Annotated in this window: 9 protein-coding genes; 1 reads left to right on the top strand and 8 read right to left on the bottom strand. The window is 34.8% G+C overall.

The window, feature by feature from the left end; all coding sequences use genetic code 11:
• Positions 1 to 65: 65 nt before the first annotated feature.
• The 7 genes from Q0983_RS18375 to Q0983_RS18345 all read right to left on the bottom strand — a co-directional run bounded on the left by Q0983_RS18375 (position 66) and on the right by Q0983_RS18345 (position 11,774).
• Positions 66 to 1,772: a sulfatase-like hydrolase/transferase gene (locus tag Q0983_RS18375; protein WP_299556353.1), complete on the bottom strand. Its 1,707-nt coding sequence runs from the start codon at positions 1,770 to 1,772 to the stop codon at positions 66 to 68.
• An 18-nt stretch (positions 1,773 to 1,790) separates the two neighbouring features.
• Positions 1,791 to 3,449 (bottom strand): arylsulfatase, encoded by a 1,659-nt coding sequence (locus Q0983_RS18370; protein ID WP_299556351.1) that lies wholly within the window; start codon positions 3,447 to 3,449, stop codon positions 1,791 to 1,793.
• Between the two features lie 223 nt (positions 3,450 to 3,672).
• Positions 3,673 to 5,127: a RagB/SusD family nutrient uptake outer membrane protein gene (locus Q0983_RS18365; protein WP_299556349.1), complete on the bottom strand. Its 1,455-nt coding sequence runs from the start codon at positions 5,125 to 5,127 to the stop codon at positions 3,673 to 3,675.
• A gap of 12 nt (positions 5,128 to 5,139) precedes the next feature.
• Complete coding sequence (locus tag Q0983_RS18360; protein WP_299556347.1) at positions 5,140 to 8,637, bottom strand: TonB-dependent receptor; 3,498 nt, start codon at positions 8,635 to 8,637, stop codon at positions 5,140 to 5,142.
• Positions 8,638 to 8,737: 100 nt separating this feature from the next.
• Positions 8,738 to 9,772: a FecR family protein gene (locus Q0983_RS18355; RefSeq protein ID WP_299556345.1), complete on the bottom strand. Its 1,035-nt coding sequence runs from the start codon at positions 9,770 to 9,772 to the stop codon at positions 8,738 to 8,740.
• A 98-nt stretch (positions 9,773 to 9,870) separates the two neighbouring features.
• On the bottom strand, positions 9,871 to 10,506 hold the full coding sequence (locus Q0983_RS18350; RefSeq protein ID WP_299556343.1) for a sigma-70 family RNA polymerase sigma factor: 636 nt from the start codon (positions 10,504 to 10,506) through the stop codon (positions 9,871 to 9,873).
• 422 nt (positions 10,507 to 10,928) lie between these two features.
• A complete protein-coding gene (locus tag Q0983_RS18345) occupies positions 10,929 to 11,774 on the bottom strand; it encodes an AraC family transcriptional regulator (RefSeq protein ID WP_299556341.1) in 846 nt (281 codons plus the stop codon).
• 292 nt (positions 11,775 to 12,066) lie between these two features.
• Between Q0983_RS18345 and Q0983_RS18340 the strand changes: the two genes are divergently transcribed.
• Complete coding sequence (locus tag Q0983_RS18340) at positions 12,067 to 16,125, top strand: hybrid sensor histidine kinase/response regulator transcription factor (RefSeq protein WP_299556339.1); 4,059 nt, start codon at positions 12,067 to 12,069, stop codon at positions 16,123 to 16,125.
• 112 nt (positions 16,126 to 16,237) lie between these two features.
• Here Q0983_RS18340 and Q0983_RS18335 read toward each other — a convergent pair whose 3' ends face one another.
• Positions 16,238 to 18,496, bottom strand: a complete 2,259-nt coding sequence (locus Q0983_RS18335) for a family 43 glycosylhydrolase (protein WP_299556337.1) — start codon at positions 18,494 to 18,496, stop codon at positions 16,238 to 16,240.
• Positions 18,497 to 18,598 lie beyond the last annotated feature (102 nt).

The following is an 18,598-nucleotide window of genomic DNA, read 5'->3' as shown; positions in this document are numbered from 1 at the left end:
CAAAAAACAGAAACAACAACAAAGAATAGCAGATATTTATAAGGAAGGCTTCTCATTTTTCCTGCTTAATGTAGCTCATTCATATTCGTCCCCATATTTATTCCCTCCAGATCGTCCTGAGCTATATTCTTTAAAACTTCTATTGCCGATTGACCAACGACCCCAGGTTTCTTTTCGTCAATTTTAGTGAGACGTTTATAAGCTCTTACATAACTATTCCAAAGTCTTGTTGTACTTTCTTCATTACCTAACACGTCCATGGTCCAATACAACGGGTTACCACCAACCTCCAGTTCAGGACTTTGTTCCCTTCGCCAGTTAACTAACATGTTTTGCAATTTTTGAATAACGCTTTTATTACTTTCAATATTTGCCACATTATAATGGCACATAGGATCTTTATTTAAATCATAAAGTTCAATTTGTTTTGAAATATGACTAAAGCCTATCAACCAATCATCGGCCATTAAAGACGTAACCAGTGCACTTTCAATCACTGTAAAATCATGTATTTTTTCATTTTTGGAGTTTAGCATACTCACAAAACTTTTACCGGCAGCCTTTGGGTGAATTTCACCTCCTGCAAGTTCCAATAACGTTGGATAAATATCTACATGAGATGTAAACCCTTCTCTGATTCCCGCTTCAATATACTCCGGAGCCCAAACTACCATAGGCACTAAAGATTGTGTTGGAAAAGGCGAACCTTTGTGCATCATCTCATTATCAAAAAGTGCACTACCATGGTCTGAAGTAAAAATAACAATAGTGTTCTTTAGTAAATTCTGCTCTTTTAGTTGCTGAAGAACCCGGTTAATTTGCTCATCAACAAAACTTAAACTGGCATAATGCCCTATTCTCAAGTCCCTTCTGAAGGCTTCTTTAGCTTCCGGGCTTTGAATTGTATCATAAATATTCATCAAATTGCCTCCGTAACCATACCGGTGTCTGGTATAATCAATAGGTTTGTTTTTGAGTTCGCCTTCAACAAAATGGCCTGTGGGCACTTCCACATCTTTATACAAATCAAAATAACGTTTTGGGGGGTTCCACGGGTTATGTGGTCCTGTAAAAGACACCCACATAAACCAAGGTTTATCCTGAGTCAAAGCACCGTTTTTTATGGTTTCAACCGATTTTTCGCCAACGAAGTAATCGGGATGTAAAATCTCATCAACGTGCCATGGGTAAAATGCTTGCCCGGAGGGTAAATCTGTACCAATATCTTTCTCTCTAATCGCTTTTCTGCTAGTCCCGTTTTTAACCAAATAAGCCTCATAATCATCATCTCTGTAATCACGATCTTTTCCCTCTAAACTAATACGAATGTCAAAATTGTAATCTGCCTTAAAAGGATGAAAATGCATCTTACCAATACCTGCTGTTGTATAGCCAGCAGCTTGTAATTCACGCATTAAAAAGGGCCATTCCGGTTTTTTTATGGAAAGCCCTTGATTATCCCAAAGTCCATGGTCATGAGCATATAAACTTGTAGCTATGGATGCTCTTGCCGGACTGCATACTGGCGTAATGCAATTATGTTTACTAAAAACTGCTCCTTCTTTTCCCAGTTTTTCTATAGCGGGGGCTTTCAAAAAACTGGCTCCCATGGCCGGCAAGTCTACTCCTCGTGTATAATCTGTAGTAATAAAAACAATGTTTGGCTTTTCAAATATTTTTGCTTTTTCCGTTGTTTTCTCTTTACAAGATTGAAGGACAAGAAACACCAGACTGCATAATAAGCAAAACTTATTGTCTATATTTATTTTCATTAAGTCTCGTTTAATGGTTTACAAGCCTACCCGCTCTGAATAATCATCCCACATTGCAGCAAATTTTTCTACTTTTTCAGGATATTCTTTTGCGAGGTCTTTTGTTTCACAGCGGTCTTCTTTTAAATTGTACAACTCCCATTCTATCTCATAAGGCATATTCTTTCCCCAAACAGCTTTCCAATCACCTTCTACAACCGCTTTTGCTCCAAAATGCGAAAAATAAATGGGCCTTTTATCCAGAGGTTCATGCTTAAAAGTGTTTACAAGACTTACACCTTCCATGGGCTGAATAGCATTATCTTTAAAAGTTTCCGGGTACGTAGCTCCGGTAATATCACACAATGTTGGCATGATATCTATAAGGTGTGTACGTTCTCTCACCCAACTACCGGCTTTTTCATCAATTTCATTGGGCCAGTGCACTATAAAAGGGGATGCAACACCACCCTCATGGGTAAAGTGCTTGTATAGTTTTAAAGGGGTGTTACACATATTTGCCCAAGCACTTCCGTATGATGAATAGGTACCTCTTTGCCCCACAACATTTAAACTATCACCTTTGTGAACTGTAGTTATTCCTTTTCTTGAAGGACCATCAAACCCAAAGGGCCCCCATTCGTAACAGGCACCATTGTCGCTGGTTATCATAATTATAGTATTCTCAAACTGCCCCGTTTTTTTAAGATAATCTACTATTTGCCCTACGCCTTTATCCACATGTTCCACCATAGCGGCAAAGGTTGCCATTCTTCTGGCTAAATCACGTTGCCTATCTATATCCAAGGTTTCCCAAGCAGGGTTTTGCTCTCCGGAAAATCCATTAGCAACAATGTCTCTATCTACAGGTACAGTTGCACGACCTGTTAATGTCCAACGACTTTCACGTTCAATAAGTCCAACATTTTTTAAATTTTCATAGCGCTCTTCTCTTAATCTATCCCAACCTTTCATGTAGGTATCAAAATACTTATCAACTGATTCTTTTGGTGCCTGTACGGGAAAATGTGGCGATGAATGGCTTAAGAATAAAAACCATGGTTCTTCTTTTTTATCCCGAGCTTGATTTAAAAACTCCAGAGCGTATTCGTTAAACACATCGGTGGCATAGAACGCACCTTCCGGTTTATCTATTTCTTTAGCTTTCTCCTCCGGTTTTCGTATATAGGCATTGGGGTCCCATTGATCTTGTGCATATCCCATATCATAACCGTAAAACTCATCAAAACCACGTTTTACCGGGTCTGTTTTTTCGTGCATATGCCATTTACCAACATAATAAGTTCCATACCCTTGAGATTTTAAAACTTCACCCAGGGTAACACAATCGTCTCTTAAATGCCCTAAATAAGCCGGTCCCTGATTTTTTCTTGGCTTATTGGTAGTGAAATTGGCAATACCCGCTTGTGGAGGATAGAGCCCCGTCATTAAAGCCGCTCTACTCGGACAGCAGCGTGCCGAATTGTATATGGACTCATATCGTATCCCGTTGATGCCCAGATTATCTATATTTGGAGTATTTATCTCACCTCCATAACACCCCAGGTCTGAATACCCAAGATCATCCAACAAAACAAAAAGAACATTGGGTTTTTTATTTAAAGTCTCTTGCTTTTCCTTGCAGCCTGACAAAATGATTAGTAAGCATATAAATATGGAGCTCTTTAAAAATTTCATAAATATTAATTTATTATGTTAATCAAGTAATAATCTGAATTGAAAATAAATCTTAGTTAATAGATAGTCTAGCACAAATGACCTATAGTCTAGTAATATTGTTGAAAGACATTACTCATCATTTTATCGACCTTAAAATAATGCCCAAAACCGCAAAAAAAGCAGTTTTGGAGCATTATTAAACTTAAACTAAATTAAAAACTAACTACTAACATTTTATTCTTTAAAGAATACCATCAATAGGATTCTGTTCCGAAATACCTCCAAAATTGATTTCATCGTCCGGAATTTGAATTATAAACCTGTACGATCTTGCAGGAATCACGATAGGGTCTGCTGCATCACCACCTTCACCAACACCCAGTTTAACCAAATCTCTTTGTTGTCTTAACAGATCGAAAAATATCAAACCTTCAGAGTACATTTCCTTACGTTTTTCTATCCAAATCTCCTCCAGTAAATCTGATTGAACAGTAGTAGTGGTTGGAACCTCTACTAATCTTGAATTTTGAATGTCATTCAGCAGGGCTAAAGCAGGCCCTGTACTTCCTTGTTGTGCTAAAGCTTCAGCTTCAATTAAATACATTTCAGCTGCCCGCATAACAATTATATCACCTAAATAATCAACTCCATCATCCCGGAATTTGTCTGAAGCCCAACCTGAATTAATTGCTCCGGCATCGACATAAAAAAATTGGTTTCTAACATCACTGGAATCGAACATATTTACAAAGCTTTCGTTTACCCTAAGCGTATTATCTGCAAAGAAAGTACCTGCAGGCCTATGATTATTTAATCCCCATCTGGCAAACAAATTTGTAGTTCTTATATTATCATTTTCTGTTTGTGGAAATCCCCAAATCCATTCATTATTGGAAACTGAGAAACCGTTAGCATAATGTGCAGTACTTAATGAGTATCCAGCCCGAGCAGCACTGGCATGAGCTACCGCTTCACTCCAGTTCTCCATAGTCAAATATACCTGCGCGAGTATACCGTTAACAACATCCGTATTAATATACTCCATGCTAGGTCTGTCGTAACCGGAAAGCTCTGAAAGCGCTCCATTTAAATCGGACAAAATTTGTGTATATACCTCTTCAACTGTATTTCTGTCTTTTTGCGGCCTTTCGGCAGAAGCTCGGTCCAGGTATATTGGCACACCCGGTTCATTTCCGGCAATACTATAGGTTTGTTGGTAATATCTGACTAAATGAAAATAAGCATACCCTCGAATAGCCATTGCCTGCCCTTTAATAGAGGAAGCTAAATCAGGTTGTTCGGTAAAGTTGTCTACATTTAATAGAATTATATTACAGTTGTTTATTAACGTATAATAATGCTCCCAAAAACGACTTGAAAAAGTACTTCCGGATTCTGTTCTTACAGTCTCAAAAATACTGCCGGTGTAAAAAGCATTTCCAATATTTCTGACCCATAAATCAGGGGTGGCGGTTAAATTATACCCTTGCATTCCTGTAATCCCTGTATTAATACCGTTGGTTGCCGTAAGCATATATTTATAAACGCCGTTTAAAACCACTTGCAGCCCTGAAAGATTTTTAAACAATTGTTCTTCAGACACTTGAACCGTTGGTTGCGTATCAAGATAATCTTCGCAAGAATAACTTAAAGAAGCTATTGCTAAAATTGTTATTATATATTTAAATTTCTTCATCTTTAATTTTTTTTAAAATTGAACGTTAATTCCTGCGGAAAAAGTTTTTCTGATACCCCAGTTATAATCACTTGTTCCATCAAATCCAGCTATTTCAGGATCTGTTCCCCTGTCATTTCCATTACCCCAGGTAACTAAATTATCACCTTGGAAGAATAATCTGAAACTTTGAATATTTAAAGCCTTGTTGAAAGATTTAGGAAATGTATAGCCAATATTCAGGTTTCTTAACCTTACAAAATCATTGTTGAACAACCATTGAGAAGAGCCTCTTCTGTTATTTACATTATTAACCGACGGTCTTGGTATATCAGTAAACCTGTTTTCCGGGGTCCAGTGATTATCTCTATAATAATCAATCAATCCAAATGCATTTCTCATGGCCGTATTCTCACGCCATGCGCTATCGTACATTAAACCTCCAAAGCTATAGTAAAACATAACTGATAAATCAAACCCCCTGTATTTAAAGATATTGGTAACACTACCAAATACGTCAGGTATTGAGGTCCCCTGATAGGCAAAGTTTTCTTGTCTATTAACTTCTCCCCAGTTATTTGAAATTCTTTGTCCGGTAATATTTCCTTCAGAATCAAATTCATTGACAAACCAGGTATTATCACCGGTATCCGGATCTACGCCAGCCCAGGTGGGTAGCCAAAAATCAAATCTCGATTGTCCCTCAGACCATTTAAACACGCCTGTAAGTACATCACCGTCCGGTAGTTCTTTAATTTCATTTTTAAAGTGTGTCGCATTGGCGTTAATATCCCATTTAAAGTCATTATTATTAATGATATTGTAACCAAGTTCAATCTCAAAACCTTTATTTTGTATTTTTCCAATGTTTTGGGTAACATTACTTATTCCAAACGATGGTGGTAACGGTCTGTTAAATATTAATCCGTCAGAGGTCGTAGTAAAATATTCTATATTACCTCTTAAACGATCAAATAATTGGAATTCAATACCTGTGTTTAATTGTATATTCTTTTCCCAAATAAGCTCTTCAGTTGGTAATCTCGATTCTATAGCTCCGGAATTTTCATAAAAATTAAATCCTGTATTGTACAAAGCCTGATAAGCATAAAGCGCATCCCCATCATTTCCTGTAGTACCATAACTGGCTTTAAGCTTTAAATTATTTACAAAGTTACTGTTATTTAAAAAATCTTCTTCAGACAATCTCCATGCACCTCCCGCTGACCAGAAATAGCCCCAGCGATTTTGCGGAGCAAACTTTGATGAACCATCCGCTCTAAAACTACCATTTAAGTATATTTTATTTTTATAATCATAAGTAAGACGGGAAAAACCACTTACTAACCTATAGTCATTTTCATTAGACCCCGAAGTGGGTTCAGCCGAAGTAGCGTCTATCTCAAATAATCCTGGTACCGCAAAAACAGTCCCTCGCCCAGATAAATTTGCATTATTTCTGTTAAAAACCTCATGCCCTAAAAGCAAATTAAAATTATGATCTCCGAAAGATTTTCCATAGTTTAAAATATTATTCAGGGTATATGCAAAACGAGAGCTACTTGATTTGAATGCAAAACCATCCACCTCTAAAATACCGGAAACCGGTGCGCCATACTGATGTCTTTCAAAAATTCTGAAATCAGCTATAAAACTGGTTTTAAAGTTTAAACCTTCAACAATGTCAACCCCTAGCGCTAATTTGTTAATAAATTGGTTAACACTATTGATGTCAAACCGGTACGCATCAGGCTCTTTGGGGGCATTCACATAATCAAATGGATTATTTCCTCCAAAAAATCGACGACCTGAATAAGATTGTCCCCCACCTTTCTGTAATGCCAAATTACCAAACACATCTGTAAAAAACTCTCCTGTTTCGTGGTTAAACTCATAAGGATGAATAGCTTGTGGTATGGTTCTTATTACTCTTGTAAATTCCCCGGGATTATCTTGATTGGTTTGCACGTAAAACATATTAGCTTCTAAAGTAAAACGGTCACCAAGCTTCGTGGTGGCGTTAAGTCTTGAAGACCAACGCTCAAAATTTTGATTAAAATACTGTCCTTTGTCATTTAAATATGAGGTTGCAAAAAACAAACTTGTTTTTTCTGTTCCGGTACTGACATCAAGGGAATACTCTTGTCTTAATTTAGGTTGAAAAACATCATACCAATCATAACTATAAATTTCTTCTGCTTCCGGTTTTATTTTACCGTCCAATCCCACTGGCTCATCCAGGTTCCAATTACTTCTATATTGTCTGGTAACACCCAACCAATTTGTATGTGGACGTGCAATATAAAACCTATCGGTAACCGCAGCTGAAGCATTGGTTCGTGCAGTAGTGTCGTCCTGACCTCTATTGATATTATCGTAATAAAACCCTTCCCAAACAGCTTCATACTGGTCTCCTGCATCAAGTTTATTCGGTAATTTAACCGCAAAATCTGAGGTCCCTAAAGTTTGTCTAAAGTTAATTTGTGTTTTACCTGGCCTACCGGTTTTAGTAGTAATTAAAATGACTCCTCCGGATGCCCTTGATCCATAAAGTGACGTTGACGATGCATCTTTCAAAACCGAAATACTTTCTATCTCAGAGGGCGCAATACTACTTAAGCTTCCCTCAAACGGGCTTCCATTGAGAATAATTAACGGTTGTGTATTCCCAAATGACGTAAAACCTCTGATGTTAATAGCTGCATCAGCTCCGGGACGACCAGCTTGAGAAATTACCTGAACACCAGGGCTTAAGCCCTGTAAAGCTTGACTTAAATTTGAAGTTGCAGACTCCTGAATCTGCTCGGTTTCAATAAATGACGCCGAACCTGTAAAGGCCTCTCGCTTGGTTGTTCCATAAGCCACAACCACAATTTCATCCAATTTTGATACGTCTTCTTCAAGCACTATATCAATGTTTGTTTGGTTTCCAACAGGTATTTCTTTTGAAGAAAACCCTAAAGATGAAACCACTAAAACATCTGTTTCGCCAGCTGTAATAGTAAAATTACCATCAAAATCAGTAGCGACCCCTCTTTGGGTTCCTTTAATAAGTACAGTGGCACCAATGATTGGGACACCATCTTTATCTTTTATTGACCCCGTTATAGTTTGCTGATCCAAAGCTTTATCTGGTGCTTCAGGAACTTTTGAAACAGTTACTTTTTTATCTACTATAATTTGATTATCTATTATTTTAAAGTATAAATCTGTTCCTCTAAACGCCTTATCTAATATTTTCTTAACTAGCGTATTTTCTTTTTTTATTGTAATTCTCTTGTTGTTATTAATCACAATATCCTTGTAAAGAATCACAAAATCGCTTTTACTTTGAATTTCGTTAAAAAACTCTTCAAACGTTGCATTTTTGAGGTCAATATTAATCTTGGTTTGAGCATCAGAATTGTTTGCATACAAACTAGATAAACCTAAACATATGAGTAAAGCAAATACCTTCATACATTCTATTAATAAGCCATTCAACCTGTTAAAAAACTTAAAAGACCGATTGGCATTAATCTTTTTATTCATAATTTCGTGTTTTTAATGTTACTAATTGATCGAGTAATGTTAATTTCCGCCAGAGGATGTTGGCGCATCTTCTGGCTTTTTTTGCAGAGTTTATTTTACATCATTGGCTGTTTTTTTTAGTTAGTATTTCTATTTTATTGTTAGTTATTTTATAGTCAAAATTTGCTATTTCCTTTAGCACATCCATAACCTCTACTAAATCCTTTTTTATATCAAGAGTTCCAGAATATGTTAGGTTATTGTTTTGATACGCCTCCATATGTATAGGTGTATTATAGTGTCTTGAAATTCTCTTCATTATATACTTCAAATCATTCTTTTTAAACATTAGTAGTCCATCTCTCCATGACATATGGGGTTTTAAATCTGCTTGCTCCGTTACAATAGTATTTTGTTCTTTTTTGTATACGGCTAGAGTGCCTGGAATAATTTTTTGGGTTTTGGGGTTTTCCCCATAACTAATTTCTACGCTACCATTGACTAAAGCCGTATTAATGTAATTATCATCAGGATAACTGCTCACATTAAAAGTTGTTCCCAATACTTTAATGATATGATTATGATTTCCAACCACATAAAACGGGCTTTCTTTTTGGTGAGATACTTCAAAAATGGCCTCACCCTCTAAAAACACTTCTCGCCTATTGTTTATAAAGCGGGTTGGGTATGTAAATTTGGTACCAGCATTAAGCCAAACTTTACTTCTATCAACCATTGTAAGCTGGGCCGTTCTCCCGTAAGGCACTAAAACAGTATTATATCCAACCGCTCCTTCATTATCACTTAGTTGCAAGTTTTTGTACGAATTATTTATTTTTAAGGTTTGCCCATTATTTGAATACACAATAGATGCATTTTCAGATTTAACCTCAACCTCTTCATTATTGCTTAAAATGAGTTTTATTTCTGAAGAGGTATTAACACCGGAATGATCATTAGCCGTGTTTTTAATTACGGCATTATTTTCCTGTTTTTCAATGCTGTAAAACCACAAGCTAAATCCAAATACAATAAATGAAGCTACACTACTGTATAAAATAGCCTTAGATCTAATTCTATTTTTTCTATACTTACGAGCAGAATTCATTATCCTGTTATTCAACTCATTCTTGCTCTCTTCATCTAAAAACTCCATTAGTTACGTTGGTATTATTTTATTAAAAATAAAAAGCCCTATACTTAAATAAGTACAGGGCCATTGGTTTATAGACAAAAAAAATTAAAAATTTACGTTCATAAATATGCTAACTCTTTTCTTAATTTTTTGATGGACCTGTAAATTAGGGTCCTTGCTGTACCAATGGTAATATCCATAATTTCAGCAATATCTTCGTAAGATTTATTCTTTCTAAAGCGCAATGATATACACTGTATTTGAGTTTTGGTTAAACCGTTTAATGCAGCTGATAAATTGGATGCCATTTGAGCTTCAGTCTCTTGCTCTATAATTAACCTTTCAACAGAGGGTGCAAAGTCTCGTTCAACATTAGAATCCTGGTATTCTCTTTCAGGAAAAACATATACTTTACTTTTATGTTTTCTGTTTAGTTTCCTTTTAAAAGACTTAAATAAATAGCTCCTTACGTTTACTTCTTTTGAAATGTTTTTTCGATACTTATAAATATCTAAAAACAGGTCATGGATATTATCCATTATGGCTTCCTTATCATACGTATATCTTAATCCGTATCTATACAAATCATCCACATATAAATTATACAATGCGCTTAAAGCATCAAGATTTCCGGATTTTACTTTTTTCCAAATATTAGTTTCTGATAAATGACTAGACAAAATGATTGAGTAATTAGTTTGAGTTTTTTGATTAAAATAATAATGATCTTTGCTTATCCACCTTAAAATCATCATTATCTTAAATGTAGTAAATCTTCTTAATAAAACCGTTTGAAAGTATCAACTAGGTTAATATAGTACCAATATTTCCTAAAATAATACAAAACATAGTTCTTAATGAAGCCCTATTCTTACTGCAAAATCATTCTTGTAACACTAGATAATAACTTTGACATAAACATGTTTTATTTCATCTAAGTAAAACAATATTTCATTATCATAAATCACGAAGTATATCCCTTACTAATAAGGTTTTACAAAATTTTTAGTTAAAAAAATATGGTCTATTAATTGAAGTATAAACTGGAATAATTTATGGTATAGCAACTTTAAATCACACCTTTAGAAATTGTGCAACATAAACCATGAACAACCTTTTTCCAGAATTTTAAATAGCCATTTTAGATTGCGATCAATTAGATGTTTCTTTAGACCTTTTAAAAACTATTCAAATATTGTGTAGGGGATACACCTTTAAACCCTTTAAATTTTCTGTTAAAATGGGATATCGAGTTAAATCCAACTAATGAAGAAATTTGAGCAATGGAAAGTTCATTCTTCTTTTTAAGCAATTGGCAGGCATGTTCTATTCTTAATTCCAACAAAAAGGAAAAAAAAGTCTTGTTTGTTCTTGTCTTGAAATAACTGCAAAATGCATTCGGAGTCATGCAAGCTATTTCCGCTACCCTATTCAAAGTAATATCAGTACTAAAATTATTTAATACAAAATCCAGAACCTTTTGCATTCTTTGACCTTGTTCGTTAGAAATGTTTCGTTGCTCTACAAAGCTTGTTAAACTTATTTTTTCTGCATGGCAAATCTTATCTATCAATTCCAGGAAAACCACGAATCTGGACAGGTTATTTAACCTTGTGAAACTCTTCATAACAGTACCAATTCCATTCTGAAAATTGATAATTTTAAATCCTTCTTTTAAATGCGAAAATAAAGATTCTATCTTCCGCTCTTCTAAATCTGTTTTTCTAAAAAAATCTTCTCCAAATGTTTCTGCATTGAAGAAAACAGATATTCTATGGGACCTGTTGTTTGATTCCAGCTCCTGAAAAATGTGAGGACAATTACTACCTATAACTATAAAGTCTCCTTCTGAATATGCATGCACCGTATCCCAGATCACCAATTTCCCTGAACCTTTTTCTATGTATGTCATTTGGATTTCTTCATGCTTATGCAGCTTATTATAAAATGACCCAGAAAAATCCTCTTGAACTGTTAAACTTTCCGTTTTCGACTTTGGAATTTCAAACAAATAGACCTTCATGATTAATTAGTTATTGTTTTAGGAATTAAACGCGACGCAAGATAAACTCTAGTTTATACCATTTAATCAAATACGTTCACTCTTAATTTCAACAAACCCAATTCTTTTAAAAACTATAATCAAGAAACTAGAACGTTACTCTCACTTATACATTTGTACAATGTTAACCACTAAAAAACACCAAAACATGTATTTTTGTCAAATTTGTTTGTAATTTTGTTTAAAAACCGAAAAACAAAACAACAATCAACACTATTGCAAACCTTCCAAATATCTGTAATCACAAATTAACATGATCCGACTTTTAAAATATCAAGGGCGTAGAGTAAATTGGTTTATTTTGTTTTTATGCTACTTTGCTACAGTTCCAAGCAATTCTCAGGAAAGAGAATTTCATAAACTTACAATCAAACAGGGGTTATCTCATAACTCTGTTTCGGACATAGATCAAGATTCTGAAGATTTTTTATGGATTGCTACCGGAGAAGGTATTGACAAATACGATTCTTATAAAATAAAGACATATCAAAATACAAGTATAGACATTAATTGCACCCAGATAACCTCGGTATTGAACAGAGGAAAAGATTTATTTATTGGCTCCAATAGTGGTGTATACAAATACAATGCTTTTATAGACGAATTTACAAAAATAAGTAAAGATCGAGATAGCGTTGGTTTTGTTAATGACATATTTCATTCAAGTGATAATAGAACTTTTATTTGTAGTAGGAACGGGTTATTTCTTTTGAATGACGATGATACTATACAGCCAATTATCACAGACGTCAATGCCAGAACTATGTGTAATTTCAAATCTAATGTTTATTTTTTGGCCCTGGAGGACCGCTTAATTCTTATTAATGACATAGGTGAGATAATAAAAGAATTTAATTACCCTAACAGACTTAATTCCCCAAGTTTAAGTGGTTATTATGTGAGACCTAAACTTTTAAGGGATAGCGACGGGTTGGTTTGGCTGGGCTCTTTAAAAGGTCTTTTTATATTTAATCCAAAGTCAGAAACCTTTGAACACATTCCATTCTCAAAACAATCAAATCAGTTAGAAAGCAATGTTATAAGATCGATATCGGAAGACAAAGAAAATAACATTTGGGTTGGAACAGAAAATGGTTTGTTTGTGTATAACAAAAAGTACCAAAACAGTATTCATTATGGACAATCTTTTTATGAGACCATAAACAGCTTATCAGACAAATCCATACATAGCCTGTTCTTGAGCAAGGAAAATATTATGTGGATTGGCACTTATTTCGGAGGGCTTAATTATTCAAAGTTAAATAACAATGGATTTTATAAAATGATTCCGAATGAGCTTACCAAATCTTTAGGTGGCAAAGCTATAAGTCAAATGATACAGACAAGAAACAAAGATATATGGATTGCAACAGAAGATGGGGGAATAACCGTTTACAACAAAGAAAAAAAGTCTTTTAAACACATCAGGCAGGAACCGCAAAAAGCAAATACCATAAGCAGTAACAATATACACGCTCTCATGGAGGATCACAAAGGCGATATTTGGATCGGCACTTTTTTAGGCGGTCTTAACAAATACGACCATAAAACCGGCAGAGTCACTGTCTTTAAAAACAAATTGCACAATAGCTCGACAATATCCAACGACCACATCTATTCTATTCTCCAATTAAATAAAGACTCCATATTGGTTGGCACTCAATACGGGCTTAATGTTTATAGCTTTCTGACGAAGAAGTTCGCTCTTTATAAACCTGAAGTTTTTAAAGACCAATTCATTTACGATATTCTGCAAAGCAAAAATAAAGACCTGTGGATTTGCACCTCCAGTTCGGGAATTTACAGGATAAAAAATAATGGCAACGAAATAGATCATTACCACGAAGACAGTAAAATTAATGGCATTCCCGGCAACGAAATAACAGGTGCTTATGAAGACTCTAACGGACATTTGTGGTTTTGCACTTATAGCCAAGGATTATTAAAATGGCATAGCCAGCATGAAAAATTTAAGTCCTTTACAAAAAAAGACGGACTACCAAACAACAGTGTTTATGGCATTCTTGAAGATTCCGGAAATGGCTATTTCATATCAACCAATTCAGGATTGTGTTTCTACGATCCATTAAAAAATTCCTTTAAAACCTATACTATTTCTGACGGGTTATCTACGAATCAATTTAATTACAAATCTTATTTAAAGGATAGTGATGGCTATATGTATTTTGGTTCTGTAAAAGGGCTAACCTATTTTCATCCGGACAGTTTAAATTTTAATGTACCCCCTGCAAAAATTCACTTTACAAACCTTAAATTATTTAACAAAAACGTTGATATTGGTAAAGATTCTCCTTTAAAGATTAGTTTTAATAAAACAGACACTTTAGTTCTAAAGCACAATGAAAATGCCATAACCATTGAGTATGCGCAGCTTAACTATCATTCAAGAGGAAGCTATTCCTATTTTCTGGAAGGTTATGAAAATGATTGGAATAATGTTGGGCAATCCCTTTCTGCTACCTATACAAACCTTTCCCCCGGCGATTATATATTTCATATTAAAGGAAATGACTATTCCACTGAATCTGCTATTTATCAAAGACAACTTTTTATAACCATTCTGGCTCCTTTTTGGAAAACTAATTGGGCATACACTTTTTATTCAATTTTAATATTAGTTAGCATTTATCTGATCTACAAGGCGAATAAATTCATTCAGAACAAAAACCTCCTCCTGGAACTAGAAAAAGTGGAAAAAGAAAAATTAAAAGAAATAAACAGGCATAAATTAAACTTTTTCACCTTTATCTCTCATGAATTCAAAACACCTCTCACGTTAATAATTGCGTCAATTGAGAGATTATACCAGAATTCCAGGTCTTTAACGGAAATTGAAGAATTAATCCCTATCAAAAAAAATGCCCAAAAACTACATCATCTTGTTCAACAACTGCTTCAGTTTAGAAAGATTGAAACAGATCATGCCAGGTTGAAGTTGAAAAAAGGAGATATTGTTCTTTTTTTAAAAGACACTTTTAATGCTTTTACCCCCCTGTTTAATCATAAAAATCAAAAATCGAAATTTGAATGCGATGTCAGTCATTTATTTTGCTTTTTTGATGCTGAAAAAGTAGAATCCATCATCATGAACTTGCTGTCTAATGCTATCAAAAACACGGATTACAATGGCCGGATAAGTATGACAGTCTCTGCTAATACCAAACACCTAAATGAATTACTCATTATTATAGAAGATGACGGAAAAGGGTTTTCTATGGAAGATCAAAAGAATTTCGCCATTCCTTTTTATCAAAATGAAAACAGCTCAAATTTGGGTTCAGGCATTGGCTTAACCCTAGTTCAGAGCCTGGTGGATTTCCTAAAAGGCTCGTTGACTTTCAACAGCACAAAAGAAGAGGGCTCTACATGCCGTATCACATTGCCTATATTGTTTGATTTAAATTACAAAGCGGAGGTCGTTCAAATTGACGGGAACAAAAATATTGAAATATCCCCCGATTTGGTTATGGAAACGGCACCTAACTTAATTGACGACAACTTGTTGAAGAAAAACCATGATTTATGCATTTTAATAGTTGAAGACAATAAAGAGTTAATTACCTTTCTGCACAGGCACTTTTCATCAAACTTCAAAGTGATGATGGCAAAAGATGGAAAAGATGCCTTAGCCAAAATAGAAAAACGAATACCGGACATGATCATTTCTGACATAAAAATGCCCAAAATGGATGGTTTAAGATTATGTAAGATAATTAAGGAAAAAGACAACACGAAACATATTCCAATACTTTTACTTACCGGACAGAATGATGAGGAAAATAAACTTTATGGCCTGGAAGTTGGTGCCAATGCCATTATGAATAAACCGTTCAATATAAAAGAATTAGATCTCATGGTAAGAAATTTATTAGAATCTAATAAAAGTCTGCAGCAACATTTTACTTATGTTTCCCATAATGACTCTTTAGATTTACCTAATAACAATCAAAAAAGGGACTTTCTAATAAAAATCACATCTTTGATAGAAGCTAACTATAATGATATTGATTTCACCATTGAAAGACTATCAAAACTGGCTGGTATTAGTCGCTCTCTTTTACATTTAAAAATAAAAAGTATAACCGGTAAAAGCACCTCTGAACTTATTAAAGAAATAAAAATGAATAAAGCATTGACTTTACTTGAAGAAGGCTATTCTGTTTCAGAAACTGCTTATAAAGTTGGATACATACCTAGTTACTTTAGTAAAGTATTCAAAAAACACTTTAATGTGCCTCCTTCTAAATATGTTAATACGGAGAAAACACAATTCCAAAAATCAATAACATGAATAATGCCCCTCTTGTTATAAATTTTATTTTCTCAATAGCATGGTATAAACTTACATCAAGCCTAAATCCGTTTAATTCCTTAAGAACTCTCTCTAATAGTATTAATACTGTTTAAAATTTCTGAAATTCATCCGGACCGGGTGTTCCATACTCAGACGGTATAGCTCTAATAATTAATTCGTTTTTTTCATCAACATAAACATCAAGCGGCACTATAGTTGTCCCTCTTTGATTTATGGTATAAGCAGTATAACCCAAGTTTCTGTCTTCTACATTCTTTGAGGAAATTGGGGGAACATTGGCGTTGTAAAATGCTGTACACCACCACTTACCATCTCTTGTTTTAAAGGGTGTCCCGTGCCCCAAAAATCGCCCAACAAATTTCCGTTCGCTGTATGGACCTTCAATTTTGTCTGCTGTTGCATAGTATAGATTATAGGACCCTCTTCTCATTTTTGTTGTGGACCACCCTGTACCAAACAATACATACTTTCCTTTAATTTTCATCATTAAACACCCTTCGTGTCCCATACTTTTTGTTTTTCCACTTGGGCTAATGTCTATTGGTTTTGAATCAAAATCGGTTAAATCCGGTCTAATCTTTGCTATTTGTGTTGCTCCCCAAACCATCCATAAAGTCCCATCATCATCTTTAAACAAAGAAGGGTCATGACGCTTTTTTATTTTTGCTCCCATTGGATTAGTCCAGCCTGATAATTCCATTCCTTTTGAAATGGAAAAGTTAGCACCATTAACAGGAAAAGGGCTTGTATGCACCAATGCCCATTTATCACCTAACCAGTGTAATTCCGGCGCCCAAAGTAGCCATTCATTTTTATCATCTCCTTTAAAGCGCTCAGGCTTAACTTCATCCCAAATACCATCATACAAATCATAAGGAGTACTTAAACTCTCCCAGGATATTAAATCCTTACTTTTCCAAACCTGGACTTTCCACCCAACATAAGATTGCTGCCCCAAACCAAGATTATACGGATCAATCTTTTCTGTGGGTTCATTAGGTAAAGGTGTTGTTCCGGTTAAATAATAATTCCCATCCGGACCTTTAGCAATATAAGGGTCTCTTATCCAACCATCTTTTATATACAAAGCTTTATCTCTAGATTTTAATCCTGCTGCTATATCTTCTTTATTGAAAGGAATTGCAACTTCCGGAACATTTTTGTAAAGTGTATTAGGCCTTGAGCTAAATTCCTGTATTAGTTTGATCTCATTTTCGTTAAAAGGTTCTCCATTTTCCCTAAAAACATCATGAAACCAAAGCTCTGGTTCTTTATCAAACTTTGTTTTCCAGGAACTCCAAGGATAAATTGTTTGGGATTTACCACTAAACAAGCCCCAGTTTATTGCAGCTACTCGATTATCGTAAAAAACGGGCATAATACCTTCAAAAGTTGAACCTGCTGAACGCGCCATGTATTCGGTACAAAATATAGGGCGGTTATACTTCTGTAAACTTTTAATCATCTTAGATGTGCTTTCAGAATCTTTATAGGAATGAAAGGAAATAACATCTGACTCCTGCAGACTTAATGTTTCAATATCATCCGGGTTATCAATCCATGTAGGTTTGCCCCACACACCCGCAGTAAGCGGTTGAATTGGATTAATCTCTCTCACCCATTTAAATGTTTTCTCCAATAATTCCAAAGCTCTTTTTCTCTTCTCATCTCCTTCTAAGTCTGGTTCTTCGCTATCTCCACCAAAATTTCCTGCATTGCCATTATCGGGCTCATTAAATAAGTCCCAAATCAAAACCCTCTTGTCATTCCTATATCTGGAAACCACGGCTTGAACATAGTCTTTCAAGCCATCTTGCTTTTTTGAATCCTCAAGTATTTCCCTACCAGGAGATTGTACCCAACCGGAATTATGAACATGAGGCGCTGGCTCTGGTTGTTTTCCTATTTTTGGGTAGGGGTTCCAAACACCATCAAAAATAACAAACATCGTGTAAATACCATTTTTTGAAGCTATCTCTAAATACTTATCTACATTTTTAAAAAATCCCTCGGGATCTTGTTTCCAGGCTAAATCGTGCAAAAACACACGCATTATATTAAACCCATTTTTAGAAGCGATTTCTAATTCAAAATTAATTCGCTCAGCATCAAACGTATCATTTTGCCACATTTCCAATTGGTTAATGGAAGTAGCAGGCACATAATTAGCTCCAACGGGATAAGGAATGGTATCATACCATGCATTAGCTTGCTTTTCGGCCCAGCGCTCTCCTGTACTTAAAATATAATCACTTGAAACCTTATTTATCTTAGCTTTTTTACAAGAATTATATCCTAAAGTAACTACTAACAATAAAATGAAGATGGGTTTTGATTTTGAAAACATAGCTCTCTATTTAGTTTAACACTTAGCAAGTACGTTTATTTCTTTTTTGGTCGTCAAGTACTTTTATTAAAATAGTAGCATTTTTGTTGAAAACCCCTAAAT

Origin of the sequence: Seonamhaeicola sp. (genome assembly GCF_028281565.1) — a bacterium.
Lineage (GTDB): Bacteria > Bacteroidota > Bacteroidia > Flavobacteriales > Flavobacteriaceae > Seonamhaeicola.
This window is presented reverse-complemented; position numbering and strand designations above follow the sequence as displayed.

Bases quoted from the DNA above. Each gene is read 5' to 3' on its own strand.
- Q0983_RS18375 (WP_299556353.1), bottom strand. From the start codon at position 1,772: ATGAAAATAAATATAGACAATAAGTTTTGCTTATTATGCAGTCTGGTG.
- Q0983_RS18370 (WP_299556351.1), bottom strand. From the start codon at position 3,449: ATGAAATTTTTAAAGAGCTCCATATTTATATGCTTACTAATCATTTTG.
- Q0983_RS18365 (WP_299556349.1), bottom strand. From the start codon at position 5,127: ATGAAGAAATTTAAATATATAATAACAATTTTAGCAATAGCTTCTTTA.
- Q0983_RS18360 (WP_299556347.1), bottom strand. From the start codon at position 8,637: ATGAATAAAAAGATTAATGCCAATCGGTCTTTTAAGTTTTTTAACAGG.
- Q0983_RS18355 (WP_299556345.1), bottom strand. From the start codon at position 9,772: ATGGAGTTTTTAGATGAAGAGAGCAAGAATGAGTTGAATAACAGGATA.
- Q0983_RS18350 (WP_299556343.1), bottom strand. From the start codon at position 10,506: ATGATGATTTTAAGGTGGATAAGCAAAGATCATTATTATTTTAATCAA.
- Q0983_RS18345 (WP_299556341.1), bottom strand. From the start codon at position 11,774: ATGAAGGTCTATTTGTTTGAAATTCCAAAGTCGAAAACGGAAAGTTTA.
- Q0983_RS18340 (WP_299556339.1), top strand. From the start codon at position 12,067: ATGATCCGACTTTTAAAATATCAAGGGCGTAGAGTAAATTGGTTTATT.
- Q0983_RS18335 (WP_299556337.1), bottom strand. From the start codon at position 18,496: ATGTTTTCAAAATCAAAACCCATCTTCATTTTATTGTTAGTAGTTACT.